The sequence below is a fragment of the Agrococcus sp. ProA11 genome, assembly GCF_039880525.1.
GTDB classification, from domain to species: Bacteria; Actinomycetota; Actinomycetes; order Actinomycetales; family Microbacteriaceae; genus Agrococcus; species Agrococcus chionoecetis.
Genome location: NZ_CP156989.1, coordinates 711,012 through 736,559 on the forward strand (window position 1 = coordinate 711,012; position 25,548 = coordinate 736,559).

21 protein-coding genes are annotated in these 25,548 nt (G+C 72.2%); 13 read left to right on the top strand and 8 right to left on the bottom strand.

Annotated elements, in window-relative coordinates; all coding sequences use genetic code 11:
• Positions 1-64 precede the first annotated feature (64 nt).
• The 7 genes from ABG090_RS03395 to ABG090_RS03425 are packed head-to-tail and all read left to right on the top strand — an operon-like array spanning position 65 to position 10,425.
• Entirely contained in the window at positions 65-667 is a 603-nt protein-coding gene (locus tag ABG090_RS03395) for a TetR family transcriptional regulator (protein ID WP_347756410.1), read from the top strand.
• Positions 667-3,594, top strand: a complete 2,928-nt coding sequence (locus ABG090_RS03400; RefSeq protein WP_347756412.1) for an MMPL family transporter — start codon at positions 667-669, stop codon at positions 3,592-3,594. The genes ABG090_RS03395 and ABG090_RS03400 overlap by 1 nt, the downstream gene beginning before the upstream one ends.
• Complete coding sequence (locus tag ABG090_RS03405) at positions 3,591-5,786, top strand: YhgE/Pip family protein (RefSeq protein ID WP_347756414.1); 2,196 nt, start codon at positions 3,591-3,593, stop codon at positions 5,784-5,786. Before ABG090_RS03400 ends, ABG090_RS03405 begins: the two co-directional genes overlap by 4 nt.
• Positions 5,787-5,826: 40 nt before the next feature.
• Positions 5,827-6,867, top strand: a complete 1,041-nt coding sequence (locus tag ABG090_RS03410) for a 3-oxoacyl-[acyl-carrier-protein] synthase III C-terminal domain-containing protein (RefSeq protein WP_347756416.1) — start codon at positions 5,827-5,829, stop codon at positions 6,865-6,867.
• Complete coding sequence (locus ABG090_RS03415) at positions 6,864-7,655, top strand: glycosyltransferase family 2 protein (RefSeq protein WP_347756418.1); 792 nt, start codon at positions 6,864-6,866, stop codon at positions 7,653-7,655. Before ABG090_RS03410 ends, ABG090_RS03415 begins: the two co-directional genes overlap by 4 nt.
• The gene (locus ABG090_RS03420; protein ID WP_347756420.1) at positions 7,652-8,827 is read left to right on the top strand and encodes a cytochrome P450; all 1,176 of its coding nucleotides are present in this window, start codon (positions 7,652-7,654) and stop codon (positions 8,825-8,827) included. The genes ABG090_RS03415 and ABG090_RS03420 overlap by 4 nt, the downstream gene beginning before the upstream one ends.
• Entirely contained in the window at positions 8,824-10,425 is a 1,602-nt protein-coding gene (locus ABG090_RS03425; protein ID WP_347756422.1) for a class I adenylate-forming enzyme family protein, read from the top strand. Before ABG090_RS03420 ends, ABG090_RS03425 begins: the two co-directional genes overlap by 4 nt.
• On the opposite strand, the gene ABG090_RS03430 is transcribed toward ABG090_RS03425, so the two are convergent.
• Genes ABG090_RS03430 through ABG090_RS03445 form a run of 4 tightly spaced genes read right to left on the bottom strand, consistent with a single transcriptional unit; the run spans position 10,401 to position 12,069 of the window.
• Positions 10,401-10,583, bottom strand: a complete 183-nt coding sequence (locus tag ABG090_RS03430) for a hypothetical protein (RefSeq protein ID WP_347756424.1) — start codon at positions 10,581-10,583, stop codon at positions 10,401-10,403. The genes ABG090_RS03425 and ABG090_RS03430 overlap by 25 nt on opposite strands.
• Complete coding sequence (locus ABG090_RS03435) at positions 10,580-10,990, bottom strand: hypothetical protein (RefSeq protein WP_347756426.1); 411 nt, start codon at positions 10,988-10,990, stop codon at positions 10,580-10,582. Before ABG090_RS03435 ends, ABG090_RS03430 begins: the two co-directional genes overlap by 4 nt.
• A gap of 12 nt (positions 10,991-11,002) precedes the next feature.
• Positions 11,003-11,245 (bottom strand): NAD(P)H-binding protein, encoded by a 243-nt coding sequence (locus ABG090_RS03440; protein ID WP_347756428.1) that lies wholly within the window; start codon positions 11,243-11,245, stop codon positions 11,003-11,005.
• Positions 11,242-12,069, bottom strand: a complete 828-nt coding sequence (locus ABG090_RS03445; RefSeq protein ID WP_347756430.1) for a sugar phosphate isomerase/epimerase — start codon at positions 12,067-12,069, stop codon at positions 11,242-11,244. The genes ABG090_RS03440 and ABG090_RS03445 overlap by 4 nt, the downstream gene beginning before the upstream one ends.
• Before the next feature lie 101 nt (positions 12,070-12,170).
• Between ABG090_RS03445 and ilvD the strand changes: the two genes are divergently transcribed.
• The 6 genes from ilvD (at position 12,171) to ABG090_RS03475 (ending at position 20,160) form a co-directional block, all read left to right on the top strand.
• Positions 12,171-13,868 (top strand): dihydroxy-acid dehydratase, encoded by a 1,698-nt coding sequence (gene ilvD, locus ABG090_RS03450; RefSeq protein ID WP_347756431.1) that lies wholly within the window; start codon positions 12,171-12,173, stop codon positions 13,866-13,868.
• A gap of 31 nt (positions 13,869-13,899) precedes the next feature.
• Positions 13,900-15,687, top strand: a complete 1,788-nt coding sequence (locus ABG090_RS03455; protein ID WP_347756433.1) for an acetolactate synthase large subunit — start codon at positions 13,900-13,902, stop codon at positions 15,685-15,687.
• Positions 15,687-16,205 (top strand): acetolactate synthase small subunit, encoded by a 519-nt coding sequence (ilvN, locus tag ABG090_RS03460; RefSeq protein WP_347756435.1) that lies wholly within the window; start codon positions 15,687-15,689, stop codon positions 16,203-16,205. Before ABG090_RS03455 ends, ilvN begins: the two co-directional genes overlap by 1 nt.
• Positions 16,206-16,268: 63 nt before the next feature.
• Positions 16,269-17,294 (top strand): ketol-acid reductoisomerase, encoded by a 1,026-nt coding sequence (ilvC, locus tag ABG090_RS03465; RefSeq protein ID WP_347756437.1) that lies wholly within the window; start codon positions 16,269-16,271, stop codon positions 17,292-17,294.
• A 304-nt stretch (positions 17,295-17,598) separates the two neighbouring features.
• Complete coding sequence (locus ABG090_RS03470) at positions 17,599-18,588, top strand: DUF2332 domain-containing protein (RefSeq protein ID WP_347756439.1); 990 nt, start codon at positions 17,599-17,601, stop codon at positions 18,586-18,588.
• Between the two features lie 99 nt (positions 18,589-18,687).
• Positions 18,688-20,160, top strand: a complete 1,473-nt coding sequence (locus tag ABG090_RS03475; protein ID WP_347756441.1) for an FAD-dependent oxidoreductase — start codon at positions 18,688-18,690, stop codon at positions 20,158-20,160.
• 222 nt (positions 20,161-20,382) lie between these two features.
• Here ABG090_RS03475 and ABG090_RS03480 read toward each other — a convergent pair whose 3' ends face one another.
• The 4 genes from ABG090_RS03480 to ABG090_RS03495 all read right to left on the bottom strand — a co-directional run bounded on the left by ABG090_RS03480 (position 20,383) and on the right by ABG090_RS03495 (position 25,432).
• Complete coding sequence (locus ABG090_RS03480) at positions 20,383-21,450, bottom strand: IS110 family transposase (RefSeq protein WP_347755254.1); 1,068 nt, start codon at positions 21,448-21,450, stop codon at positions 20,383-20,385.
• Positions 21,451-21,751: 301 nt separating this feature from the next.
• Positions 21,752-22,786: an ABC transporter ATP-binding protein gene (locus ABG090_RS03485; protein ID WP_347756443.1), complete on the bottom strand. Its 1,035-nt coding sequence runs from the start codon at positions 22,784-22,786 to the stop codon at positions 21,752-21,754.
• Positions 22,783-24,360 (bottom strand): ABC transporter permease subunit, encoded by a 1,578-nt coding sequence (locus ABG090_RS03490; RefSeq protein WP_347756445.1) that lies wholly within the window; start codon positions 24,358-24,360, stop codon positions 22,783-22,785. Before ABG090_RS03490 ends, ABG090_RS03485 begins: the two co-directional genes overlap by 4 nt.
• Position 24,361: 1 nt before the next feature.
• Positions 24,362-25,432 (bottom strand): extracellular solute-binding protein, encoded by a 1,071-nt coding sequence (locus ABG090_RS03495; RefSeq protein ID WP_347756447.1) that lies wholly within the window; start codon positions 25,430-25,432, stop codon positions 24,362-24,364.
• Positions 25,433-25,548: the final 116 nt, after the last annotated feature.

Consider the following 25,548-nt stretch of genomic DNA (forward strand, 5'->3'; position numbering starts at 1 on the left):
CATCCGCTCTGGATCCTGACCGATCGGTCGAAGGCTGACCGATCGGTCAGTAGTGTTGGTGCACGTGACTACCCGCGACACGATCCTCCGGGCCGCGCTCGAGCGCTTTGCTCGCTTCGGCTACCTCGGCAGCTCGATCCAGCAGATCGCCGACGACGTCGGCACCTCGAAGTCGTCGGTGCTCTACCACTTCGATGCCAAGGAGGCGCTGCTCGAGGCCGCGCTGGCCCCGGCGATCGATGCGCTCGACGGCCTCCTGCAGCAGGTGCCGACCCGCGAGCAGCAGCTCGCCTTCGACCGCCACGACCTCGAGGCGATGGTCACCGCCTTCGTCGAGCTGCTGCAGGCGCACGCACGAGCGGTCACGATCTTCATCAGCCAACGGGGTGCCCTGGTGGAGGTGCCCGTCGTCGAGCGCGCGAACGCGCTGGTCGCGCGTGTCGCGCAGAGGCTGGTCGCGGAGGCGTCCGAGAAGCCCGAGGTGATGCGACTGTCGATCGGCCTCGCGGGCGCTGCCTTCCTGATCGGCGAAGCGGACCGGGACAACATGCCCCAGGTCGATCGCGAGCTGCAGCGTCGCGTGCTGATCGACACGATCGTCGACCTGTGTCCACCGCTGCCGGCCGAGCTCGCGGCCGGCTCGCGCGCCGAGGGGAAGGACGCCTGATGGCCACCTGGCTCGCCCGCGTCGGCGCCGCATCCATGCGCCGCGCCTGGCTCGTCATCCTCACCTGGGTCGTGCTCTTGGGCGGCGTGCTGGGCGGTGCCCTCGCACTCGGTCCGAACATGCAGGAATCCTTCGAGATCCCGGGCACCGAGTCGCAGGTCGCCCTCGATCGCCTCGGCAGCGTCTTCCCGCAGGTCGCGGGCAGCGCCGTGCAGGTCGTCTACCAGGCGCCCGACGGCGAGGGCATCCGGGACTACCGCGACACGATCGAGGCGCAGGTCGCCGAGATCGCCGCGATCGACGACGTGGCGACTGCGGTCGGGCCGTGGGACGAGTATGCCGCCGACCAGGTCTCCGACGACGGCGAGTACGCCTTCGCGCAGGTGCAGTTCGAGCCGCAGGGCGCGGGTGTCACTCCCGCCGGCATCGATGAGCTGGTGGCGACGGCGGATGCGGCGCGCGCCACCGGGCTGACGGTCGAGTTCGGCGGGCAGGCGTTCCAGGCCACGAGCGTTCCGATCTCGTGGGTGGAGGGGCTCGGCGTGGTGTTCGCCGGCGTCGTGCTGTTCGTCACGTTCTGGTCGCTGCTCGCGGCGGGACTGCCGCTCATCACGGCGCTCGTGGGCATCGGCATCACCATGGGCGGGGTGCTGGGCGCCTCGGCGCTCGTCACGGTGTCGAACTCCGCGCCGCTCATGGCGCTCATGATCGGTTTGGCGGTCGGCATCGACTACGCGCTCTTCATCCTCTCCAAGCATCGATCGCAGCTCGCATCCGGCATGGGCGTGCGCGAGTCCGGCTCGCTCGCGGTCGGCACAGCGGGCACCGCGGTGGTCTTCGCCGGGCTCACGGTGATCGTTGCGCTGACCGGACTGCTCATCGTCGGCATCCCGTTCCTGTCGGTGATGGGCATCGGTGCGGCCGTCTCGGTGGCGATCGCCGTCGCCGGCGCCGCAACGCTGCTGCCCGCGATCATGTCGCTGCTGGGGGAGCGGCTGCGGCCGAAGCCCGGCAGCCGTGCCGCGCGGCTGGCCGCACGCGACGTCGACACGCAGCCGACCCTCGGCATGCGGTGGGTGACCGGCGTCGCGCGGCGGCCGTGGTTCGCGATCGTCGGCGTGCTCGCGATCGTCGGCGTCGTCGCGATCCCGGCCGCCAGCCTGCAGCTCGCGCTGCCCGACAACGGCGGCGAGGCGCAGGGCACGACGCAGCGCCAGGCCTACGACATGATGCAGGACGGGTTCGGAGAGGGCTCCGTCGGACCGCTCGTGGTGATGGCCGACATCACCCAGGTGACCAACATTCTCGGCACGCTCGACGCGCTCTCCGACGAGCTGGAGCAGATCGACGGCGTCGCCCGCATCGGCAGTGCGTTCCCGGATGAGACCGTCGACACCGCGATCATCCAGGTGATCGCCGAGACCGGGCCGTCCGATCCGGCGACTGTCGACGTGGTGAACGCCATCCGGGACGCCGCGCCGACGCTGGCGGCCGAGTACGGCACACCGATCGCCGTGACCGGCTCGACAGCGGTGCAGATCGACGTGTCGCAGCGCCTCTCTGCCGCGCTGCTGCCCTTCGGCGCGGTCGTCGTGTCGCTCGCGATCGTGCTGCTGATGCTCGTGTTCCGGTCGATCCTGGTGCCGGTCACGGCCGCGCTCGGTTTCCTCGCCTCGGTGCTCGCCGCCTTCGGCACGGTCGTCGCGGTCATGCAGTGGGGCTGGGGGATCGAGCTGCTGCACGCCGAGGCTGGGCCGATCCTGTCGTTCATGCCCGTGCTGCTGATGGCGGTGCTGTTCGGCCTGGCGATGGACTACCAGATGTTCCTCGTCTCCGGCATGCGGGAGGCCTACGCGCACGGGCGCGCCTCGGACCCGGACCGTGCGGTCAGCGCTGTGCGGCACGGCTTCGCGGCCAACGCGCGCGTCGTCACCGCGGCCGCGCTCATCATGTTCTTCGTCTTCTTCGCGTTCGTGCCGGAGGGCATGGCGATGATCAAGTCGATCGCGCTCGGTCTCGCCGTCGGCGTGGCCGTCGACGCCTTCCTGGTGCGCATGACGCTCATCCCCGCGCTCATGACGCTCATGGGCGAGCGTGCGTGGTGGCTGCCGAGGTGGCTCGACCGCGCACTGCCCAACATGGATGTCGAGGGCGAGGGCCTCGGCCGGCACCGGGCGGCGCTCGCGTGGGCGGCGGATGCGGGCGGCCATCTCGCGCTCGAGCGGCTGCGGCCGGAGCTCGGCTACGACGCACCCGGCACTGCCTCTTGGACGATCACCGCGCCGCGCGGCGCGGTCGTGCGCCTCATCGGCGACTTCGCCGACCGCCAGCGGCTGGCGCACGCGCTGCGGGGCGACATCGGTGCGAGCGGGCACGCCCATGTAGGCGGCGCCGCGCTGCCCGGCGACATCGCCGCGCTCCGCAGCCGCATCGCGCTCGTCGACCTGGACGGCAACGTCGAGTCGGCGCACCAGGCGGCCAGGGCGGCGCTCGCGCTGCGCTCGCCGTTCGCGGTCGGGCCGGTGCTCGATCGTCGCGCCGCCGCGCTCGTCGATCGCGCGGCCGCAGCCGCGGGAGGCCCCATCGACGCTGCGGCGCCGCTGTCTCGCCTGACGCCGCTGGAGCGCGCCGCGGTGCTGCTGGCGATCGCCATGGAGCGCACGCCGAGCGTGCTCTGGATCGACGCGGCATCCGGGGCGCCCTCCGGCGCCGCTGCGATTGCCGCCCGCATCGGCGGCGACGACGTGACCATCGTCACGAGCGAGCCGGCGCCCGAGGCGCACGGCCGCGCCGCGATGGAGCTCGCACCCGCCGATGCCGCAGCGGAGGACCGCGCGACGGCCGAAGCCCACGCGGCGGCTGACACCGATACCGATACCGACGCGACGCCCACCGAGGCACTCGCGACCACGGGAGCAGACCGATGACCAGCACGTTCCAGAAGGCGATCGCGCTCACCGCGGCCGCCGCGACCCCGTTTGCCATCGCCGCGCTCGCGGCCTGGTCGTTCGGGCCCGCGGCCGACGGCGACCACGACGTGCCGGCAGCCGTCGTGAACCTCGACGAGCTGCTGACGACGACTGCGGAGGACGGCACCGAGACGACCATGTTCGCGGGCCGCCAGGTGGTCACCGACCTAGTGGCAGACGATGACGACGGCTTCGAGTTCCTGATCCTCAACGACGAGGATGCCGCTGCGGCGCTCGCCGACGGCGAGGTGCAGGCGGTCGTGACGATCCCTTCCGACTTCTCGCAGCGCGTGCTGAGCCTGCAGGGCGAGGAGCCTCGGCAGGCGGGCATCCGCATCGTCACCGATGCCACCTCCAGCGGGCTCGCGACGAGCCTCGCCACCGAGACCGGTGAGTCGATCATGGCCTCGTTCGGCGACGTCGTGACGAGCGGCTTCATCTCGGGGCTCTACGGGGGCCTCGGCACCCTTGCCGAGGAGCTCGGCTCGGCGGCGGACGGCGCCGGTGATCTGGGCGACGGCGGCGCGGAGCTCGCGGTGGGCATCGGTGACCTCGCCGAGGGCATCGACCAGCTCGCCGACGGCGTCGACGGCGCGCAAGCCGGCGCGGGCGCCCTCGCAGACGGCGGCGACCAGCTCGCTGCTGGGCTCGGCAGCGCGCAGTCGGGCATCTCGCAGCTCGCCGGCGGCGCCGCGGAGCTGAGCGATGGCGTCGATCAGTACACGGCTGGCGTCGATCAGGTGGCCGGCGGAGCGGCAGCCCTCAGCGACGGCGTCGATCAGTACACGACCGGCGTGGATGCCTTCGCGGGCGGCGTGCAGCAGGCGAGCGCTGAGATCAGCGACGGGCTCGAGCAGGCCGCCGCAGCAGGCGGCATCGGCGAGCTCCAAGGCGCGCTCGCCTCATCGAGCGCGGGCGCAGCGCAGATCGCTGCCGCGCTCGCCGCCGACCCCGATGCCGATCCGCAGCTGCTCGCGGCGGCGCAGCAGCTCGCGGGCGGCCTCGACCAGCTCGCGCAGCAGGATCTCGCTGCGCAGCTCTCGGCCGGGCTCGGCGAGGTGACGACAGGGCTCGATCAGCTGAGCGCCGGTGCCGCGCAGGTCACCGCCGGCGGCGCGGATCTTCGCGACGGTGCATCACAGCTCGCCGACGGTGCGGCACAGGCCTCGGCCGCATCGCCCGCGCTGCGCGATGGCGCCTCCGGGCTTTCCAACGGTCTCGCTGAGCTCGACCGCGGGTTCGGATCGTCCGTGACCGGCGCGCAGCAGCTCGCCTCGGGCACGCGCGAGCTCGGCAACGGCCTCGGCGAGCTCGAATCCGGCGCCGTGCAGCTGGCCGCAGGCGCCCGCTCGGCGCAGACCGGGGCATCGCAGCTCGGCGACGGCGCGACCGAGCTCGGCGACGGGCTGCGCACCGCGGTCGCGGCCTTGCCGCAGCTGAGCGACAGCGAGCTCGCGAACCTCTCGGAGGTCGCCACCAACCCCGTCGGCTTCAATCTTGCGGAGCAGAACGCCGTGCCCAGCGGCGAGGCGCGCATCGCCACGATCGCGGTGCCGATCGGCCTGTGGCTGGGCGCGCTCGCACTTGCCCTCGTGCTCGCCAGGAGCGGCCGGCGCGTGTTCGCCTCGGCCGAGACCGACGGCCGGGTGCTCGCGACCCTGCTCGTGCGCTCGGCCTGGGTGGTCGCGGCGCAGGCGCTGCTGGCGTCGCTCGTCGTGCACGCGATCGGCGGTGTCGCCTGGTCGGCCGCGCCAGCCACCTTCGGTGTCGCGCTGCTGTTCGCGGCCGTCGCCACGCTGCTGCACCTGGCGTTCGTCGCCTGGTGGGGGCCGGTGGGTGCCGTTGTGTCGATCGTGCTGCTGGGCCTGCAGGCGGTGGCTGCCGGCGGCATCGTGCCGCGCGCGGTGCTGGGCGACGGCTTCGACATCATCGCGCCCGTGCTGCCGATGACGCATGCGGTGGATGCGCTGCAGGCGATCGCGACCGGTTCCGGCGGGGCGGGTGGCGCGGTAGCCATGCTCGTGGTCTTCGCCGGTGTCGGCCTGCTCGCCGCGTACCTCGCGGTGCGCAGCGCGAGGCAACGCGAAACCGGAGCGCGCATCCGCGCGCTCGACACGCTGGCGCCGACACCGGGACTCGCCGCCGCCTGAGCGCACGGCGGGCCACCGCGCACGGGCTACGCTCGCGCTTGTGCCGCTCACCTCCGCCATCGTCGCTGTCGGCACGCATCTCCCCGCGCGCATCCGCACCACCGAGCAGACGGAGCGGCGGCTCCGCGACGAGAACCCGGGCGTGCTGCTGCCGGTCGGCCTCATCCGCCGCATGACGGGCGTCGACCGGGTGCACGAGCGCGAGGAGGGGCAGCAGGCGTCGGATCTGGCGGTGCTCGCCGCTCGCACGGCGATCGAGGCGTCGCCCGCGCCCGTCGATCTGCTGATCTTCGCGAGCGCCAGCCAGGATCTGATCGAGCCCGCGACCTCCCACATCGTCAGCGAGAAGCTCGGTCTCGGCGTGCCCGTCTTCGACGTGAAGAACGCATGCAACTCGGTGCTCAACGCCGTGCAGGTCGCGCACGCGATGATCGTCTCCGGCCAGGCGCGACGCGTGCTCATCGCGAGCGGCGAGACGCCCACGAGCGCGGTGCGGTGGAAGGTCGCCGACCGACACCAGTTCGTGCGCTCCTTTCCCGGCTACACGATGAGCGACGCAGGTGCGGCGCTCATCCTCGAGGCGAACGAGGCGATGGGGTCGAGCGGGGCGCAGGGGAGCTCAGCGGCCGGCGCGCGCGGCATCATCGACCTGGCATTCTCCGCCGCCAGCCACCACTGGACGATCGGCACGCTGCCGATGGGCGGCTCGATGCGGCCGCGCGACCTCGACGCCACCTACTTCGACATCGATGGCCGCGCCCTGCAGCGCGCCTTCATGGCGCTCGGGCCGGATCTCGTGACCGGCCTGCTCGCACGCAACGGCGCGACGATGACCGACCTCGACCTGGTGCTCATGCATCAGGTCGCCGAGCCGCACCTAGGTCCGATCGCCGACCGGCTGGGCGTCGACGTGGAGAAGATCCTCCCGACCGTCGCGCAGCACGGCAACCTCGCCTCCGCGACGCTGCCGATCCAGCTGCGGCAGGCGCTCGACCGCCGGCTCGTCGGCGACGGCAGCCTCGCGCTGCTCGTCGGGCTGGCAGGCGGCATCAGCCTGGGCGTCGCGCTGGTGCGGCTGTGAGCCGGGGACAGGAGCCGGTCGGCAAGCTCGCCGTCGTGGTGCCGGTCTTCAACGAGGCGCGCGGCATCCGCCCCACGCTCCGGCATCTCGCCGCGCAGCGAGACGCCGACTTCGATGCGATCTTCGTCGACAACGGCTCCACCGACGGCTCCCGCGCCGTGATCGAGGCGTTCGTGGCCGAGCGGGGACTGCGCCGCTGGCGCGTGGTCGACGAGCGACAGAAGGGCACCGGCGCTGCCGCCGACACGGGCATGCGCGCGGGCATCGCCGCCGGCGCCACGATGCTCGCGCGCACCGACGCCGACTGCCTGCCGCGGCTGGACTGGACGGCCCGCATCCGCCGCGCGCTCGCGCCGACCGCCGCCGGGGGACTCGGGCTCGAGCTCGTCGCCGGCCTGCTGGTGCCGCGGCACGACGAGGGGCTCGGACTCGTGCAGCGCACTGCGCTCACCGGCGCCGTGCGGGTCGCGGATGCGTTCGGGGTGCTGCGGCCGGCGAACAACGGGCGCGAGTTCCACGGGCCGTACGTGATGGCGGCCGGCTGCAACGTCGCGATCACCGCCAGCACCTATCTCGCGAGCGGCGGCTTCCCGCGCACGGCAATCGAGGATCTGCACGAGGACCGCGCGCTCGTGAACGCCGTCCGCCGCCTCACGGGTCGCATCGCTCGCCGCAACGACGTCCTGGTGCGCGGCTCCTCGCGTCGCGTGCAGGCGTGGGGGCTCAAGAACACGCTGCTCTGGTACAAGGATCACGCCTACCGGCCCGACCACGTGGACATCCGTTGAGCGACCGCCAGCAGCGGCTTGCGCTCGCGATGCGCCGCGACGAGCGCCTCATGCGCGCCGTGCACCCGATCGCCTACCCACTCGTGCAGGCGGTGCCGGGGCCCGTGCGGCGCGTGCCGCGGCTGGGCGTGGTCGTGAAGGATGCCGCCCTCGTCCGACAGGTGCTGCTCGACGGCGCCGGCTTCTCGAAGCAGGGGCGGGGCGCGTCGAGCGATCTGTGGACGCCCGTGCTCGGTGCGCGCGTGCTCGTGAACATGCATGGCGAGGATCACCGTGCCCTGCGCCGCAGGCTCGCGCCGATCTTCTCGCCGTCGTTCGTCGAGCCGCTCGTGGAGGAGGCGCTCGGCGAGGGAGCGGCCGAGATCGAGCGGCGGCTGCTGGCGGGGGAGCGGGTGGACCTGGCGGCGCACGCGCGGCGATCGGCGAGCGCTGCCATCGCGCTGCTCGTCGGTCTGGATCGGGCCGCGGTCGACGACCGGCTCTTCCGGCAGATCGCGGGCATCACCGGCATGGTGCGGCTGTCGCGGCCCACGTTGACGGCCGCGCAGGTGCGCAGCGCCCGCGCCGTGCTCGATGCGCTCGGCGAGCACGCGGCTGCCGCCTACCGGGGCGACGAGTCGACGGTGCCCGGGCGGCTGCGCGCGCTCGGGCTCTCGGAGGACGAGGCGCTCGGCGCTGTAGGCGCGTTCGTGCTCACCGGCACGGAGACCATCGCGGCGGCGATCCCGCGCATCGTGGCGCTGCTGCTCGACAGCGGCACGATGCAGGAGTCGATCGACGCCGACGGCGCGGAGCGTGCCATCGCCGAGGGCCTGCGATGGACGACGCCGACCCCCGTGATGCTCCGGTCGACGCTCGAGCCGCGCTCGATCGGCCGAGTGGCTGTGCAACCCGGCGACCGCGTCATCCTCGCCACCTACGCCGCCGACCGCGCGAGCGGCGGCTTCGACCCGGCGTCCGATCAGGCCGCGAGCCTCAAGCAGCTGTGGTTCGGGGCCGGCGCCCACTTCTGCATCGGTGCCCCGCTCGCGATGGCCGAGATCCGGCTGGCGCTCGCGGCTCTGCGTCGCGTCGAGTCCGCCGGTCGCCGGCTGCGCGTCGTCGACCGAGCGCCCGCACGGGGGCAACTGCTGCCCGGCTACGCACGACTCACGCTGGAGGCCGCCGCATGAGCATGCTCGAGGCGGTGCTGACTGCCACGCGCGAGCATGCCCCGCGCCCGGCGCTCACCTTCGGCGATCGCACGCTCACCTTCGCCCAGCTTGGCAACCGCGTCGAGCGCGTCGCTGCGGGACTTGCGCGCGCGGGCATGCGGCCGGGCGATCGCGTCGCGTTCTCGGTGCGCCCGTCGATCGATGCCGTGGTGCTCGCGCTCGCGATCTGCCGCGCGGGTGGGCAGATCGCCTTCGTCGATCTCGGAGCCGGGCCGGAGCTGCTCGCTGCGAGGCTCGCGCTCGCGAAGCCGCGGTGGAGCGCCGCAGAGTCCGTCCTGCATCTCGTCTCCGCGCCCGGGCTGCGTGGCATCGCCCGTCGCCGCGGCATCGATCTGCCCGCCTATCGCGAGCTGCTGCCCGACGCCCAGCACCTCGTCACCGGGGCTCCGCTGCCCGGCGCGCCGCGCGGAGCGCTGCGGCTCGATCGCCTGGCCCGCGCCGGCCGTGGCCAGCTGCCCCCTGCAGACCCGGATGCCGACGCGCTGCTCATCTTCACCTCCGGCACCACCGGAACACCCAAGACCGTGCTGCACACCCTCGCGTCGCTCGGCGCGGGCCTCGGCGACATCCGCTCCGGATTAGGTCTGGAACCCGGGCTCCGCGTGCTGACAGACCAGCTGATGATCGGCATCCCCGCGCTCATCGCCGGCAGCCACTGGACGCTGCCGCCCGCCGGTCTCGACCCGGGAGCCTCGCCGGGACGGTATCTGCCGCTGCTCGAGCGCGCCGAAGCCGTCTTCGCCTCGCCGGCCGGTCTCGACGCGATGCTGCGACTGCTCGACGAGCGACAGGCGCCTTCGGGCTCGTTGCGCCTCATCGCGCTCGGGGGCGCCCCGGTGCTGCCGCCGCTCATCGAGCGTGCGCTCACGCGCTTCCCCGACGCACGCGTGCGCTGCGTCTATGGCATGAGCGAGATCCTGCCGGTCGCGATCGCCGATGGCGCCGAGAAGCTGCACGCCTCGGGTGACGGCGACTTCGTCGGCCGCGTCGCCTCCAGCGTCGACGCCCGCATCGACGAGGGTGAGCTGGTGCTCGCCGGTCCCGGACTCGCCCGCGCCTACGTGCACGAGCTGCCCGACGAGCTCGGAGAGGTGCGCACTGGGGACCTGGCCCGCATCGACGGCGACCGGCTCACGCTGCTCGGCCGCAAGAAGGACATGCTGCTGCGCGGCACCCAGAACATCTACGTCGGGCTCTACGAGCCGGTGATCGCCTCCCTGCCCGGGGTCGCCGACGCCCTGATGGTGGGCGTGCCAGATGCGATCGGCGACGACCGCGTCGTGGTGGCCGTCGTGCCGGACGGAGCGCCGGAGGGGCTGCCGGCCGACCCCGCGCATCCGCTCGCCCGCCGCGTCGCAGCGGCACTGCCGGGCCTCATCGACCATGGCGCGCTGCCGGACCTGGTGGTCGCCATCGGCGCGCTGCCCAGGCGCGGCCGGATGCGCAAGCCCGACCGGGCGGCGCTGGTGGACCTCGTCGCGACGCTCCTCGAGCCGGACGGGTCGCTGGCCGCGACCCGCTCGGAGCCCCTTCAGGGGCGGAGCGACGCGAAGTAGTCGTCCCAGGACTGATGGGGGCGACCGGCCGCCGCTGCGTAGTCGCCGGGGGTGTCGTGCACGCCCGTGCGGATGCCCTCGTAGATGCCGGCGATCACCGACCCCATGAAGTCGCCCAGGGCCGCGATGCGATCCGCGCGGTATTCGTCGACGGTCATGGGCCGATAGGCGAGCTGCGTGTCGAACGTCCGGTTGAGGTGGTCGACGAGCTGCGCCTGCATAGGGGCTCGCCGTGCAGCCGCAAGGTGGCGCCGTTGTGCGCCGACTCGGTCAACAGGCGCGCGTAGGCGGCGGCCAGCTCCGGCCGGGTCGTGTAGCCGCATCGCGCGTCACCCGCGCAGTTGGCGACCTCGCCAGCCGCCCGGTGGTCGTCGATGCTCTCGACATCGGGCTCGATGTAGATGCCGTTGCGGCCGATCACCCACTCGAGGCCGCTCGCCCGCACGTCGGCTTCCGTCTGGCGGTTGCTCTGCACCACGGGGGAGAATGCGGTGCCCGTATCGGCGCCCTGGACGCTCGTGTAGACGACCCTGCCGACACCGGCAGCCGTGGCGGCCTCCAGCACGTTGCGATGCAGCTAGATGCGTGCCTCCGGCTGCTCGTTGCCCGAGACCAGGAGCAGGGTGTCGACGCCTGCGAGCGACCTCGTCAGCTGCTCGGTGTCTGCGTAGTCTCCCGGGCGCACCTCGATGCCGAGCCCTTGGGCGCGCTGCGGGGTTCGAGCCAGCCCGACGATGGGATCGCGGGCCTGCAGCTGCTGGAGCGCACGCACGATCTCGCTCCCGAGCCGTCCCGACACGGCGGTGACCGCGATCGTCATGCGTTTCCTGTCCGGTCGGCGTCTGCGCGCTGGGTCGGCTGACCGAGGTGCTCGCGTGCGAACTCGATCGTCTCCACGAGCAGCCGCAGCCGGTCGCGCTCGGAGCGCGCCTGGCGCGTCTTGATCTCGGCGATGACCTGGCCGGTCCAATGCTGCTGCGCGAGCATCTGCAGCACCTCGGCGACGGGCTCGTTGCCGTGGCCCGGGATGAGGTGCTCGTCGAACACGCGGCCGCCCTCGGCGGCGACGCCGTCGGTGAGGTGCAGGTGGCGCAGCCGGTCGCCCAGGTCGAGCGCGAGCTGCATCGAGTCGCGCTTGGCCAGCGCGCAGTGTGAGAAGTCGAGCGTCGCGTGGTCGACATCCATCTCGCTCGGGTCGATGCCCGGCAGGTAGGCCTGCCGGTCGATGCCGCCAGCGGCCCACGGGAACATGTTCTCGACCGCGACCTCGATGCCGTGCTTCTGCTCGGTCGCGCGCACCGCATCCGTGAACGTGCGCGAGTACTTGCCCTGCCAGCGGAAGGGCGGATGCACGACCACCGTCGGCGCCCCGACCGAGACCGCGAGCTCCGCCGATCGGTCGAGCTTCACGAACGGGTCGCGGCCCCAGACGAAGCTGGTGAGCAGCACCACGGGCGCGTGGATCGCCATGATCGGCTGCTCGTGTCGCTCGGCGAACTCGAGCAGCTTCTCGGGATTGCGCGTCTTCGAGTCGGTGGTCACCATGACCTCGACGCCGTCGTAGCCGGCTTCGCGCGACAGGCGGAAGCCGTCCTCGACCCCTTTGGGGAAGACGGAGATCGTGCTGAGGCCGACCTGGATCATGTCTCCGACGGTAGACCCTCCGACTGAGCGCCACGCGCGCCGGGCACGTGGGATTCGGTCGCCGGCGAGATCTGACATCACCCCCGGCGTAGGATCGATGCATGCCAGAGATCGACATCAAACCGCGCTCGCGCGCGGTCACCGACGGCGTTGAGGCCACCACCAGTCGAGGGATGCTGCGTGCGGTCGGCATGGGCGACGCCGACTGGGAGAAGCCGCAGATCGGCATCGCGAGCTCGTGGAACGAGATCACGCCGTGCAACCTCTCGCTCGATCGGCTCGCGCGGTCGTCGAAGGAGGGCGTGCACTCGGGTGGCGGCTATCCGCTGCAGTTCGGCACCGTCTCGGTCTCGGACGGCATCTCGATGGGCCACGAGGGCATGCACTTCTCGCTCGTCTCGCGCGAGGTCATCGCCGACAGCGTCGAGACGGTCGTGATGGCCGAGCGCCTCGACGGCACCGTGCTGCTGGCGGGCTGCGACAAGTCGCTGCCCGGCATGCTCATGGCCGCGGCCCGCCTCGACGTGGCGAGCGTGTTCGTCTACGCCGGCTCCATCGCACCGGGCTTCGCGAAGCTCGAGGACGGCACCATCCCGCAGTCGATGACGATCATCGACTCGTTCGAGGCCGTCGGCGCCTACAAGGCCGGCAAGATCTCGGCAGAGGACCTGCACCGCATCGAGTGCGGCTTCGCCCCCGGCGAGGGTGCCTGCGGCGGCATGTACACCGCCAACACGATGGCCTGCGTCGCCGAGGCGCTCGGCATGAGCCTGCCAGGCTCGTCGACGCCGCTGTCGGCCGATCGTCGCCGCGACTACTACGCGCGCCAGTCGGGCGAGGCGGTCGTCGAGCTGCTGCGCAAGGGGATCACGGCCCGCGACATCCTCACCAAGGAGGCGTTCGAGAACGCCATCACGGTCGCGATGGTGCTCGGCGGCTCCACCAACTCGGTGCTCCACCTGCTGGCGATCGCGCACGAGGCGGAGGTCGAGCTGACGCTCGACGACTTCCGCCGCGTCGGCGCCCGGGCGCCGCACCTGGCCGACGTCAAGCCCTTCGGCGCCTACGTCGCGCAGGACTTCGACCGCGTCGGCGGCATGCCGGTCGTCATGAAGGCGCTGCTCGACGCTGGTCTGCTGCACGGCGATGTGCTCACCGTCACCGGTCGCACGCTGGCCGAGAACCTCGAGGCGCTCGAACCGCAGCCGATCGACGGCACCGTCGTGCGCGAGCTGTCGAACCCGATCCACGCCACCGGCGGACTCACCATCCTGCAGGGCACGTTCGCCCCCGAAGGCGCGGTCGTGAAGACCGCCGGCTTCGACGCCGAGGTGTTCGAGGGCCCGGCGCGCGTGTTCGACCGCGAGCGCGCCGCGATGGATGCGCTCACCAACGGCGAGGTGCAGGCGGGCGACGTCGTCGTCATCCGCTACGAGGGGCCGAAGGGCGGTCCCGGGATGCGCGAGATGCTCGCGATCACCGCGGCCATCAAGGGCGCGGGGCTCGGCAAGGATGTACTACTGTTGACCGACGGCAGATTCTCAGGCGGCACAACCGGCCTGTGCATCGGCCATATCGCCCCTGAGGCGGTCGACTCCGGTCCGATCGCCTTCGTGCGCGACGGAGACCGCATCAAGGTCGACATCGCCGCTCGCTCGCTTGACCTGATCGTCGACGAGGCAGAGCTCGCTTCCCGGCGTGAGGGCTGGGAGCCGCTGCCCCCGCGCTACACGCGCGGCGTCCTCGCCAAGTACGCCAAGCTCGTGCAATCCGCCGCCACCGGCGCAGTCACGGGTTGACGCACGCAGGTAGATCGAGCTCAGGAGAGTCATGACCATCACACCTCGGCCCGCGCCCCCGCGCAACGCCGAAGCGCCGAGCTTGACCGGCTCCGGTGCCGTCCTCAAGTCGCTCGAGCTGCTCGGCGTCACGGACGTGTTCGGCATCCCCGGCGGCGCGATCATCCCCTTCTACGACGAGCTGATGCAGCAGGACGCGATCCGCCACATCCTGGTGCGCCACGAGCAGGGCGGCGGCCACGCGGCAGAGGGCTACGCCTCGGCATCCGGCAGGGTCGGCGTCTGCCTCGCCACCTCGGGCCCGGGCGCGACCAACCTCGTCACCGCCATCGCCGACGCCTACATGGACTCCCTGCCCATGGTCGCCATCACCGGCCAGGTCTTCAGTCACCTGATCGGTTCGGATGCGTTCCAGGAGGCCGACATCACCGGCATCGTGATGCCGATCACGAAGCACACCTTCCAGGTCACGGACGCCGCCGACGTGCCGGGGGCGCTGAAGGCCGCGTTCCACATCGCATCCACCGGCCGTCCCGGCCCGGTGCTCGTCGACATCACGAAGGACGCGCAGCAGGAGTCGGCGCCGTTCGTCTGGCCCGACAAGCTCGACCTGCCCGGCTACCGCCCGGTGACCAAGGCGCACGGCAAGCAGATCACCGCGGCCGCACGCATGCTCTCCGAGGCCGAGCGACCGCTGCTCTACGTCGGCGGCGGCGTGATCCGCTCGAAGGCGTCGAAGGAGCTGCTCGACTTCGCCGAGGCCACCGGCGCTCCGATCACCACGACGCTGATGGCGCGCGGCGCCTTCCCCGACTCGCACCCCCAGCACCTCGGCATGCCCGGCATGCACGGCGCCGTACCCGCGGTGCTCGCCTTCCAGGAGAGCGACCTCGTCATCGCGCTCGGCGCGCGCTTCGACGACCGCGTCACCGGCAAGGTGAACGAGTTCGCCCCCGGCGCCAAGATCATCCACGTCGACATCGACCCGGCCGAGATCTCCAAGATCCGCACGGCCGATGTGCCGATCGTTGGTGACGTGCGCGAAGTGCTCGCCGACCTGCTCATGGCCTTCGAGGAGCTCGCGGCCGAGCGGCGCCCAGACCTCACCGACTGGTGGGAGCGGCTGCACGGCCTGCTCGAGCGCTTCCCGCTCGGCTTCACCGAGCCGAGCGACGGCCGGCTGTCGCCGCAGTACGTCATCCAGCGCATCGGCGAGCTCACGGGCCCGGAGGCGGTCTACGCAGCGGGCGTCGGCCAGCACCAGATGTGGGCGGCGCAGTTCATCAAGTACGAGCGCCCCAACTCGTGGCTGAACTCGGGTGGCTTGGGCACCATGGGCTACTCGGTGCCCGCGGCGATGGGCGCCAAGGTCGCGGAGCCCGACCGCGTCGTCTGGGCGATCGACGGCGACGGATGCTTCCAGATGACCAATCAGGAGCTCGCCACCTGCACGCTCAACGACATCCCGATCAAGGTCGCGATCATCAACAACTCGTCGCTCGGCATGGTGCGGCAGTGGCAGAGCCTGTTCTACGAAGGCCGCCACTCGTTCACCGACCTCGAGACCGGCCACGACGCCAAGATGATCCCCGACTTCGTGAAGCTGGGCGATGCATACGGATGCCTCTCCATCCGCGTCACGACGGCGGCGGAGGTCGATCCGGCCATCAAGCTCGCGCTCGAGACCAACGATCGCCCGGTGGTGATCGACTTCGTCGTCTCGAAGGATTCGATGGTGTGGCCGATGGTGCCGCAGGGCGTCTCGAACTCATTCGTGCAGTACGCCAAAGACCATGCCCCGGTCTGGGAGGAGGAGTGATGAGCACCCACGTCCTGTCGCTCCTGGTGGAGGACAAGCCGGGTCTGCTGACCCGCGTCGCCGGGCTCTTCGCCCGTCGCGGCTTCAACATCGACTCGCTCGCGGTGGGCCGCACCGAGGTGCCTGGCCTGAGCCGCATCACGGTCGTCGTCGACGTCGACCAGCTGCCGCTCGAGCAGGTCACGAAGCAGCTGAACAAGCTCGTGAACGTCGTGAAGATCGTCGAGCTTGAGCCGGGGCAGTCGGTGCAGCGCGAGCACCTGCTGATCAAGGTGAAGGTCGACAACTCGACGCGCTCGCAGATCCTGGAGGCGGCGACGCTCTTCCGGGCTCGCGTCGTCGACGTCACGACCGACGCGCTCGTGATCGAGGTCACGGGCGACTCGCCCAAGTGCCAGGCGCTGCTGCGACTGCTGGAGCCGTACGGCGTCAAGGAGATCGCGCAGTCCGGCCTGCTGGCCATCGGCCGCGGCGGCAAGTCCATCAGCGAGCGCGCGCTCAAGGTCGATCGCGGCTGACGCCGCGTCGCCTGCCGCAGCGCGACAGCAACCAGAACTCTCGAACGAACAGAAGGAGACACCATGACTGAGGTCATCTACGACGACGGTGCCGACCTCGGCATCATCCAGGGCAAGCAGGTCGCCATCATCGGCTACGGCTCGCAGGGCCACGCCCACGCGCAGAACCTGCGCGACTCGGGTGTCCAGGTGCGCGTCGGCCTGCAGCCGGAGTCGAAGAGCCGCGCGAAGGCGACGGAGGCCGGCTTCGAGGTGGGCACGCCCGCACAGGTCGCCGAGTGGGCAGACGTCGTCGTGCTCCTCGCTCCCGACCAGCACCAGCGCCACATCTACAACGACGAGGTCGCGCAGCACATGACCGAGGGCAAGACCCTCGTCTTCAGCCACGGCTTCAACGTGCGCTTCGGCTACATCGATGCGCCCGAGGGCATCGACGTCGTGCTCGTCGCCCCTAAGGGCCCGGGCCACACCGTGCGTCGCGAGTTCGAGGCAGGCCGCGGCGTGCCCGTCATCGTCGCCGTCGAGACGGATGCATCCGGCTCCGCCTGGGAGACGGCTTGGTCGTACTCGAAGGCGATCGGCGGCCTGCGTGCCGGCGGCATCAAGACCACCTTCACCGAGGAGACCGAGACCGACCTGTTCGGCGAGCAGGCTGTGCTCTGCGGCGGTGTCTCGCAGCTCGTGCAGTACGGCTTCGAGACCCTCACCGAGGCCGGCTACCAGCCGGAGATCGCCTACTTCGAGGTGCTGCACGAGCTGAAGCTCATCGTCGACCTCATGTGGGAGGGCGGCATCGCCAAGCAGCGCTGGTCGGTCAGCGACACGGCCGAGTACGGCGACTACGTCTCCGGCCCGCGCGTCGTCGACCCGAGCGTCAAGGAGAACATGCAGGCGGTGCTGAAGGACATCCAGTCGGGTGCCTTCGCCGAGCGCTTCATCGGTGACCAGGATGCTGGCGGCCCCGAGTTCAAGGAGCTGCGCGCCAAGGCAGAGGGACACCCGATCGAGGCGACCGGCAAGAAGCTGCGCGGCCTGTTCGCGTGGGAGCAGCCCGACTCGGACTACGTCGACGGCAGCGCCCAGCGCTGACCCAGCGACCAGGAGGGCCGGGATCCCACGATCCCGGCCCTCCGTCGTGCCCGCCCGCACCCGCATCCCGCCAACCGGGACGCACATGTCGTCCGACGCGCCCGCCGGCGACCGTTTGGTACCGGTACCCGGGGGATGCGCGGGGTCGGGTGGCGGACCGGTACCGAATGGTCGCGTCGCGACCTCGGAGGCGACCGTTTCGTACCGGTGGCCGGGGATGGGCGGGGCCGAGCAGCGAGCTGGCGTCGCTGCGCGGAGCGGCGCGCGGCTGTCAGCGGCGCGGTGAGCGTGGCAAGGTGGGCGGGTGGAGAGCGTCAGCGGCGAGCGCAAGGTCAGTGAGGCCTACCTGCGGTGGGCGCGCGTCGAGGCCGAGGAGCGCTCGCCGCGCTACGCCGAGTGGGCGCGCGGCGTCGCAGCCGATGCGGTGCTCTGCAGCGCGATCGCTGAGCTCGAGCCGAGCAAGCGTCAGCCCAATCTGCTCTTCGCCGCTGCGCGCTTCGAGGGCGTGCCGTTGCAGCCGTGGGCCGACGTGCGCGACATGATCGCAGGCAGCTGGAGCCGCATCCGCGCCACCATGCTCGCCCACATGACCCAGACGAACGAGGCGCGGCGCATGGCCACGCTGCTGCCCGCGATCGCGCACGTGCGCGGCCCCATCGCGCTCGTCGAGGTGGGCGCCTCCGCCGGACTCTGCCTCTACCCCGACCGCTGGCGCTACCGCTTCGGCCCCGGCAAGTACGTCGGCGATGCCGCGCTGCCGCTGCTCGAGACCGTCGCCTCGCCGTCGACGCCGCTGCCCGAGCATCCGCCCACCGTCGCCTGGCGCGGCGGCCTCGACCTGCAGCCGCTCGATCCCGACGAGCCCGAGACGAAGACCTGGCTCGAGGCGCTCGTGTGGCCGGATGCGAACGGCAACGTCGACGGGGTGCGCGTCGACCGGCTGCGCACCGCGCTCGCGATCGCCCGACGCGAGCGCGCGCACGTGCGGCGTGGCGACCTGCGGCACGACACGCGCGCGGTGGTGGAGGAGGCCGCCCAGCATGCGCCGACCGTGGTCGTGTGGCACTCCGCCGTGCTCGCGTACGTCACCGCCTACGACCGGGCCTCCTTCGCCGACCTGATGGGCGACCTGCCGGTGACCTGGGTGGCGAACGAGGGCGCCACGCTCGAGATCGGTCCGCCCGCGCCATGGGCGACCGACGGCGACTTCGTGCTGCGGCGCGACGCGCAGCCGCTCGCGGTCACCGACCCGCACGGCGCCGCCATCACCTGGCTCGACGACATCGCGCGCTGAGGCTCCCTCGGGGCATCGCGGCGGCGGGCGAGCAGGACGCATCCGTACCTGGATGCTCGCCGATTGTGCATCCCGCGTCGCGCGCGTTGAGTGGAGCGCATGACATCCCTCTGGCACGCGACAGGACCGAGCATCGACTTCGACGAGGCGGCGCAGCGAAGCGCGCACACGATCGTCGTCGGCGCTGGCATCACAGGCCTCGCGACCGCCGTGCTGCTCGCACGGCAGGGCGCCAGCGTCGTGGTGCTGGAGGCGCGCACGATCGGCTCGGTGGCGACGGGCAACACGACGGCGAAGCTGAGCCTGCTGCAGGGCGATCGCCTGCACCGCATCGAACGGCTCGCCCGCGCTGATGCAGTGCAGGCCTTCGTCGAGGGCTCGCGCGCGGGGCAGCGCTTCCTGCTCGAGATGCTCGAGCGCCGCGGCGAGTCGTTCGAGCTGCGGCCCGCGGTCTCCTACGCATCCACGCTCGAGGGAGCGCAGTCGCTCGAGCGTGAGCTGGCGGCCGCGCAGCGCCACGGCCTGCCCGTGACCGAAGGCGGCGCCGCGACGCTGCCGTTCGAGACGGCCGGCGCCATCGAGCTCGCCGATCAGGCGCAGCTGCAGCCGATGACCGTGCTCGCGGCACTCGCCGCCGAGCTGCGCGAGCACGGTGGATCGATCGTGCGCGCGACCGTGCGCGGCGTGCGACGCGCAGGCCCTGGAGTCGAGGTGGAGACGGATGACGGGCCCTGGCGCGCAGAGACCGCGGTGCTCGCGACGGGCTCGCCCGTGCCCGCGCGCGTGACCTCCGCGCTGCTGGAGGCCACCCGCTCCTACGCGGCCGCCTACCGCAGCGCGAGCTCGTTGCCGCAGTCGATGGCGCTGAGCGTCGACTCGCCGTCGAGGTCGCTGCGCACGGCGTCGAGTGCCGACGGCGAGGTGCTCGTCGCGGGCGGTCCCGGCCATGCGGTCGGCCGCCACGCAGATCCTCGGCGCCTCGTCGCAGAGCTGGACGGCTGGGTGCGATCGCACTGGCCGGATGCTGAGCGCACCCACGTCTGGAGCGCGCAGGACTACCGCACGCCGGACCGGCTGCCCTGGATCGGTGGCCGACCAGGCTCCGGCGCGCGCGTGCTGCTGGCGACGGGCTTCGACAAGTGGGGCATGACGGGCGGCACGCTGGCCGCGCTCGCCCTTGCGGGCCGGATCGCCGGTGCCGAGCCGGCATGGGCACGGACGCTCCGCCGCCGCGGCATCACCCCCGCTGCCGCGGGAAGGACCTTCGGTGCCGTCGGTGCGGTCGCGGCGGCGGAGCTGCGCACCGTGCCCGGGGCGCTCGCGCCCGCCGCGACGCCGCCGGAGGGCGAGGGGCGGCTCGGGCGCCGCGGCGTGCGACTGGTGGCGACATCGACGGTCGAGGGCCGCACGCGGGAGATCTCCGCGATCTGCCCGCACGTCGGGGCGCTCGTGGCATGGAACGCGCAGGAGCGCTCGTGGGATTGCACGGCGCACGGCTCACGCTTCGCGCCCGATGGCGCACGGCTCGAGGGGCCGGCCGCCTGTCCGCTGCGCGCCTTGCGTCGCGCCTAGGCCGCACCCCACTCCGCACGCGGCCTCCGTAGGTCGAGGAGCACGTCGGCGGAGCCGACGCGTGTCACGAGGCCGAACCCGCCTCCGCAGGTCGAGGAGCACGTCGGCGGAGCCGACGCGTGTCACGAGGCCGAGCCCGCCTCCGCAGGTCGAGGAGCACGTCGGCGGAGCCGACGCGCGTCACGCGGCCGAGCCCGCCTCCGTAGGACAGTCCTATGGAAGTCAAGTGGGGTTGAGGTCGTGTTTCAGGGCGGCGAGGATTTCGCGGCAGAGGTAGCGCTTGAGGGCTCTGATGGCGTCTCGTTTGGAGTGTCCTTCGGCGAGTTTCTTGGCGAGGTAGGCCTGGGTGCGTGGGTCGTTCTTGATGCGGCCGATGATGATCATGTGGAGGGCGCGGTTGGCTTGCCGGTCGCCGCCGCGGTGGAGCCGCATGCGGTGGGTTTTGCCGGAGGAGACGGGCACGGGTGCTGCGCCGCAGAGGCGTGCGAAGGCGGCGCTGCTGTGGAGTCGGTCGATGTTGTTCGCGGCGGTGATGAGGAAGCGGGCCGCGGTGTGGACGCCGACGCCTGGTCGGGCGAGCAGGGTGGGTGCGGTCGCGGTGACGAGTGCTGCCAGGTCGGCGTCGGCGGTCGTGATCTCCGCGTCGAGGGCGCGGATCCGTTCGGCGAGCGCGCGCAGCGCCGCCTTGGCGGCCTGGACCGGTTCGACCAGACGTGTCCGGTCGGGGCGGAGTCCGCGCAGGGCGCGCAGCAGCGCCGCCCGCGGCATGCCTCGGAGCGGTTCTCGCAGCTGCTCGGGCGCGGTGACCAGGTGCGCGTGGACCTGGTTCATCGCTTGGGTGCGCTGCTTGACGGCGAGGTCGCGGACGGCGGTGAGGAGGCGGATCGCTTCGGTGGCGCCGGTGGTGTCCTTGGGCGTGGCCGAGGCCATGCCGGAGAGTGTCTTCTGCGCCGCGGCGACGGCGTCGATCGCGTCGTCCTTGCCGCGGCGGGCGCGGGTGGCCTTGTCGGTGGTGTTCACCTCCATCACGGTCACCCCGGCGGCGGTCAGGTGGCGGGTGAGGCCGGCGCCGTAGGAGCCGGTCAGTTCGACACCGATCTTGTCGATGACGCCGTGCGCGGCCACGAACGCGAGCAGCTGCCGGTAGCCGGGAGGTGATGCGGGGAACTGCTCGATCGCGAGCGGGCGGCCGGCCAAGTCGAGCACGGCCACGTGGTGCGTGTCTCTATGCGTGTCGACGCCCGCGACGACGATTGTCCGCTGCGCCTGCTCGGGGTGGGTGATTAGCATGGGCTCTGTCTCCAATCGATCGTGATCGGTTGGATGACCTCACCGGGCCGGGCGGACACAACATTGAGTAGTCGTGGTCGGACAGAGTCCTATTAGGTCACGTCCCCGCCCGGCTCGGCCTCCCGACCGAACCAAGGGCAGCGGCCCCAGATCCGTGACCGACAAGTCCTACGAATGACATCGAGAGAGTCGGGCGAGGAGAAGGCCAGGCCACGGACCCGGAACCACCACCCCCATCCTCAATGTCGAGGAGCACGTCGGTGGAGCCGACGCGCGTCACGAGACCGGATCCGACCGTCCGTCAGTCCAGCGGCACCGCATGGGCGATGCCGTGCACGCGCACGGGCATGCGGGCGCCGCGCTCGATGCCCATCGCGGCGGGCATGCGCATGAGCACGGAGCCCGGCACACCAGCGGCCTCGGCAAGCACCAGTCGGTCGTGGCCCGAGTACTCGACGTCCCGCACCTCGATGACCACGCCTGCCGCGAAGGGCTTGAGCTGCTCCGGACGCACGACCAGCAGCGCGCGCTCGTCGGCGATCGCCCCGGGCGGGATCGGCGTGGGTCCGAGCGGCGTCGCCCAGACGTCGCCGTCGCGCTCGGCGGGCACGAGGGTCGACTCGCCGAGGAACCGAGCGAGCCAGGCCGAGCGGGGGCGCGCGAAGAGCTCCTCGGCCGTGCCGTGCTGCTCGATCCGGCCGTCGCGCAGCACCGAGACCCGGTCGGCGAACGCGAACGCCTCCTCCTGATCGTGCGTGACGAGGAGCGCGGTCGCGCCGGCCGCGCGCAGGATGCGGCCGATCTCACGGCGCAGGCCGACGCGCAGGCTGGCGTCGAGCGCCGAGAACGGCTCATCGAGCAGCACGATGCCGGGTTCTGGAGCGAGCGCGCGCGCGAGCGCCACCCGCTGCGCCTGGCCGCCGGAGAGCGCCGAGGACGGGCGATCGGCGAAGCCGCTCAGCTCGACGAGGTCGAGCAGCTCCTGCACGCGTGCGCCGCGCGGATCGCGAACTGCACGCGGCAACCCGAAGGCGATGTTCTGGCCAACCGTCAGGTGGGGGAACAGCGAGGCATCCTGCGGCACCCAGCCGACGCCGCGGCGCTCCGCCGGCACGGTGCGCGTCGCGCTCGAAACCGTGCGGTCGCCGATCGCGATCTCGCCCTCGCGCAGCGGCAGCAGCCCCGCGATCGCGAGCAGCAGGGTCGACTTGCCCGAGCCGGATGCGCCCAGCACGGCGTCGACGCCGCCGGCCGGCACATGCAGCGAGACGGCGTGCACGGCGTCGGCACCGCCGGGATGCCCGGTGCTCGCGGCCGATACCCGCAACTCGGTCATGGTCCGCTCCGCTCGGTGATGGCGTCGCCGTGCTCGCGGTCGATCGTGGACGCCAGCACCAGCATGGCAGGCACGGCCGCGCTCGCGATAAGCGCCAGGGCGAAGGGCGCCGCAGCGGCATACTGCGAGATGTCCGTGCGTGCCCAGAGCGCGGTCGCGAGCGTGTCGACGCCCGTCGGGCGCAGCAGCAGGGTCGCGGGCAGCTCCTTGAGCGCCGCCACCGCGGCCAGCAGCGCGGCGATGGCGATGCCGGGGGAGGCGATGCGCGCCGTGGTGCTCAGCAGCGCGTCCACACGGCGTCGGCCCAGGCCGCGCGCCAGCTGCTCGAAGCGCTCCGGCACCCGCTCGAGCGCGGCGCGCACGCCCCCGACCGTGCGCGGGGTGGCCAGCAGCGCGGTGGCGGCGACCAGCAAACCGAACGACTGATACGCCCACGGCACGAGCGAGAGCGAGAGGAAGACGAGCGAGAGCCCGACCACGATGCCCGGCAGCGCGTGGGCGATCGTGGCGGACCCCTCCAGCGCTCGGCTGAGCGGCGACGGGAAGCGCGTGGCGAGCAGGGCGACGGGAGCGGCAAGGGCGACCGCGAGCAGTCCCGCCGCGACGGCGAGGCTCATCGAGGTGCCGGCCGCGTCGAGCAGTTCTGGCACGTCGAGCGCGGCGACGGCGTCGGCCGACAGCACGCGGCCGACGAGCACGCTCACCGGCACGACGATCGCCGCGACGGGCGTCGCGAGCACCGCGGCGATCGCGACCGGGGTCCACCATCCGGCGTTCCACCGCAGCGGTGCGCGCGAGCGCGACCGCGCAGCGGGCACGGCACGCCGCACCCGCTGCTCGAGCAGCACGAGCGCGATGGCCGCGATCACGAGCACCAGCCCGAGGAGCGCGGCGTAGGAGCGATCGAAGCCCGCTCCCATGGCGCGGGCGATACCGGTCGACAGCGTCTCGACCCGCATGAGCGAGACGACGCCGAAGTCGGCGAGTGCATAGAGCCCCGCAAGCAGCGCCCCGGCGGTCGCGGCCGGCCGCACGATCGGCCAGGTCACCTGTGCCATTGCGGCGAGCGGGCCGCGCCCGAGCGAGCGAGCGGCGATCTCGAGCCCGGCCGGTGCCTGCCGGAGCGCGGCATAGACGGGCAATGTCACGTATGGGGTCGAGACGATCGTCAACTGCAGCCAGGCCGCCCAGAAGCCGCTCATGGAGGGCATGACGCCGAGCCAGCCGAACGCAGCGACGTAGGAGGGCATCGCGAGCGGCAGCGCGGCCGCCGTCAGCAGCAGCCGCGACGCGGGCAGCCGGAGTCGCGCGAGCAGCGTCGCCTGCAGCGTGCCGAGCACGCCGACCGACAGCATCACCGTGAGCGCCAGCCCGAGGCTCGTCAGCAGCAGCTGCCCGGTGCGCGGGCGCAGCACGAGCGGCAGCGCTGCGGCGGGGTCGCCGCCCAGCGCGCGCACCACGAGGTACACCACCGGCGCGGCGAGCAGGGCGACCGAGATGACGCCGAAGAGCGCGAGGAAGCGCGCGCCGCGCGGCAATGCGCGGCGGCGCGCGCTCCTCGGCGCGGTGATCACCTCAGAGCAGGCCGTGCTCTGCCAGCATCGCCTGCGTCTCGGACAGCGAGGCGAGGTCGGCCAGGTCGAAGCCCTCGACGGCCAGCGACTCGATGGCCGGCAGTTCGGCCGCGGGCTCGACGCCGTCGACCAGGGGGTACTCGAGGGTCTCGGTGACGAAGTACTCCTGCGCCGCGGGGGAGAGCAGGTATTCGATGAACGCCATCGCATCCTCGTCGCCGGCCGCGCCCGTCAGCAGGCCGGCTCCGGTGACGTTCACGATGCCGCCCGGGTCGCCGGGGAGGAACTGCAGCTGCGCGCGCATCTGGTCGGCGCCGAGCTCCTGCGCATCCTCGAACCAGTAGTAGTGGTTGATGAGGCCGAAGTCGGCCTCGCCCGACTCCACCAGGTCGAGCGTCTGCCCGTTCGACTCCGTCAGGATCGGGTCGTTCTCGGCGATCGCCGCGACCCACGCATCCGCTGCCTCCTCGCCCTCGAGCACGCGCATTGCGGTGACGAAGGACTGGAAGGATGCGTTGCCGGGCGCGAAGGCGACGCGACCGCTGTACGAGGGGTCGGTGAGCTCGGCGATCGCCGTCGGCACCTCGTCCGCCGCGACATCCTCGCTGTCGTAGGCGATGACCCGTGCGCGGCCGGTCACGCCGACCCAGCTGCCATCCGTGGAGGTGAACTCGGCGGGCACGGCGCCGGTGAGCTCCTCCGGCAGGGTGGTGAGCATGCCGGCCTCGGCGAGGGCGCCGAGCGAGCCGGCATCCTGCGACCAGAAGACGTCGGCCGGGGTGCGGTCCTGCTCCTCGAGCAGCAGGGCCTCGAGCTCGGTGGAGGATGCGTAGCGCACCTCGGCGTCGATGCCCGTCTCCTCCTCGAATGCCTCGACGAGCGGACCGACGAGATCCTCGCTGCGGCCCGCGTAGAGCGTGAAGGCACCATCGGCGTTGGACGCCGGCTCCGAGGAGTCTGCCGCGTCCGGCGTCGAGGCGCCGCAGCCGGTCAGCGCCAGGGCGGCGGCGGCGACCACGGCGAAGGCGGGCAGGGCTGCGCGTCGGGTGGGGCGAATGAACGCGTGCGGCAAGGGAGCTCCTTGAAGTTCGGGATGGGGCGCGGGCGATCCAGATGTCGTCGGCGTAGGTAAGGCTACCCTCACTCACCCTGTCGTGCGACCGTGCGTGAGGTTCGAATCGGTAGGAT

Excerpts from the sequence above, each read along its gene's own strand:
- ABG090_RS03400 (WP_347756412.1), top strand. The coding sequence starts at position 667 with ATGGCCACCTGGCTCGCCCGCGTCGGCGCCGCATCCATGCGCCGCGCC.
- ABG090_RS03405 (WP_347756414.1), top strand. The coding sequence starts at position 3,591 with ATGACCAGCACGTTCCAGAAGGCGATCGCGCTCACCGCGGCCGCCGCG.
- ABG090_RS03425 (WP_347756422.1), top strand. The coding sequence starts at position 8,824 with ATGAGCATGCTCGAGGCGGTGCTGACTGCCACGCGCGAGCATGCCCCG.
- ABG090_RS03430 (WP_347756424.1), bottom strand. The coding sequence starts at position 10,583 with ATGACCGTCGACGAATACCGCGCGGATCGCATCGCGGCCCTGGGCGAC.
- ABG090_RS03440 (WP_347756428.1), bottom strand. The coding sequence starts at position 11,245 with ATGACGATCGCGGTCACCGCCGTGTCGGGACGGCTCGGGAGCGAGATC.
- ABG090_RS03445 (WP_347756430.1), bottom strand. The coding sequence starts at position 12,069 with ATGATCCAGGTCGGCCTCAGCACGATCTCCGTCTTCCCCAAAGGGGTC.
- ilvD (WP_347756431.1), top strand. The coding sequence starts at position 12,171 with ATGCCAGAGATCGACATCAAACCGCGCTCGCGCGCGGTCACCGACGGC.
- ABG090_RS03455 (WP_347756433.1), top strand. The coding sequence starts at position 13,900 with ATGACCATCACACCTCGGCCCGCGCCCCCGCGCAACGCCGAAGCGCCG.
- ilvN (WP_347756435.1), top strand. The coding sequence starts at position 15,687 with ATGAGCACCCACGTCCTGTCGCTCCTGGTGGAGGACAAGCCGGGTCTG.
- ilvC (WP_347756437.1), top strand. The coding sequence starts at position 16,269 with ATGACTGAGGTCATCTACGACGACGGTGCCGACCTCGGCATCATCCAG.
- ABG090_RS03475 (WP_347756441.1), top strand. The coding sequence starts at position 18,688 with ATGACATCCCTCTGGCACGCGACAGGACCGAGCATCGACTTCGACGAG.
- ABG090_RS03480 (WP_347755254.1), bottom strand. The coding sequence starts at position 21,450 with ATGCTAATCACCCACCCCGAGCAGGCGCAGCGGACAATCGTCGTCGCG.
- ABG090_RS03485 (WP_347756443.1), bottom strand. The coding sequence starts at position 22,786 with ATGACCGAGTTGCGGGTATCGGCCGCGAGCACCGGGCATCCCGGCGGT.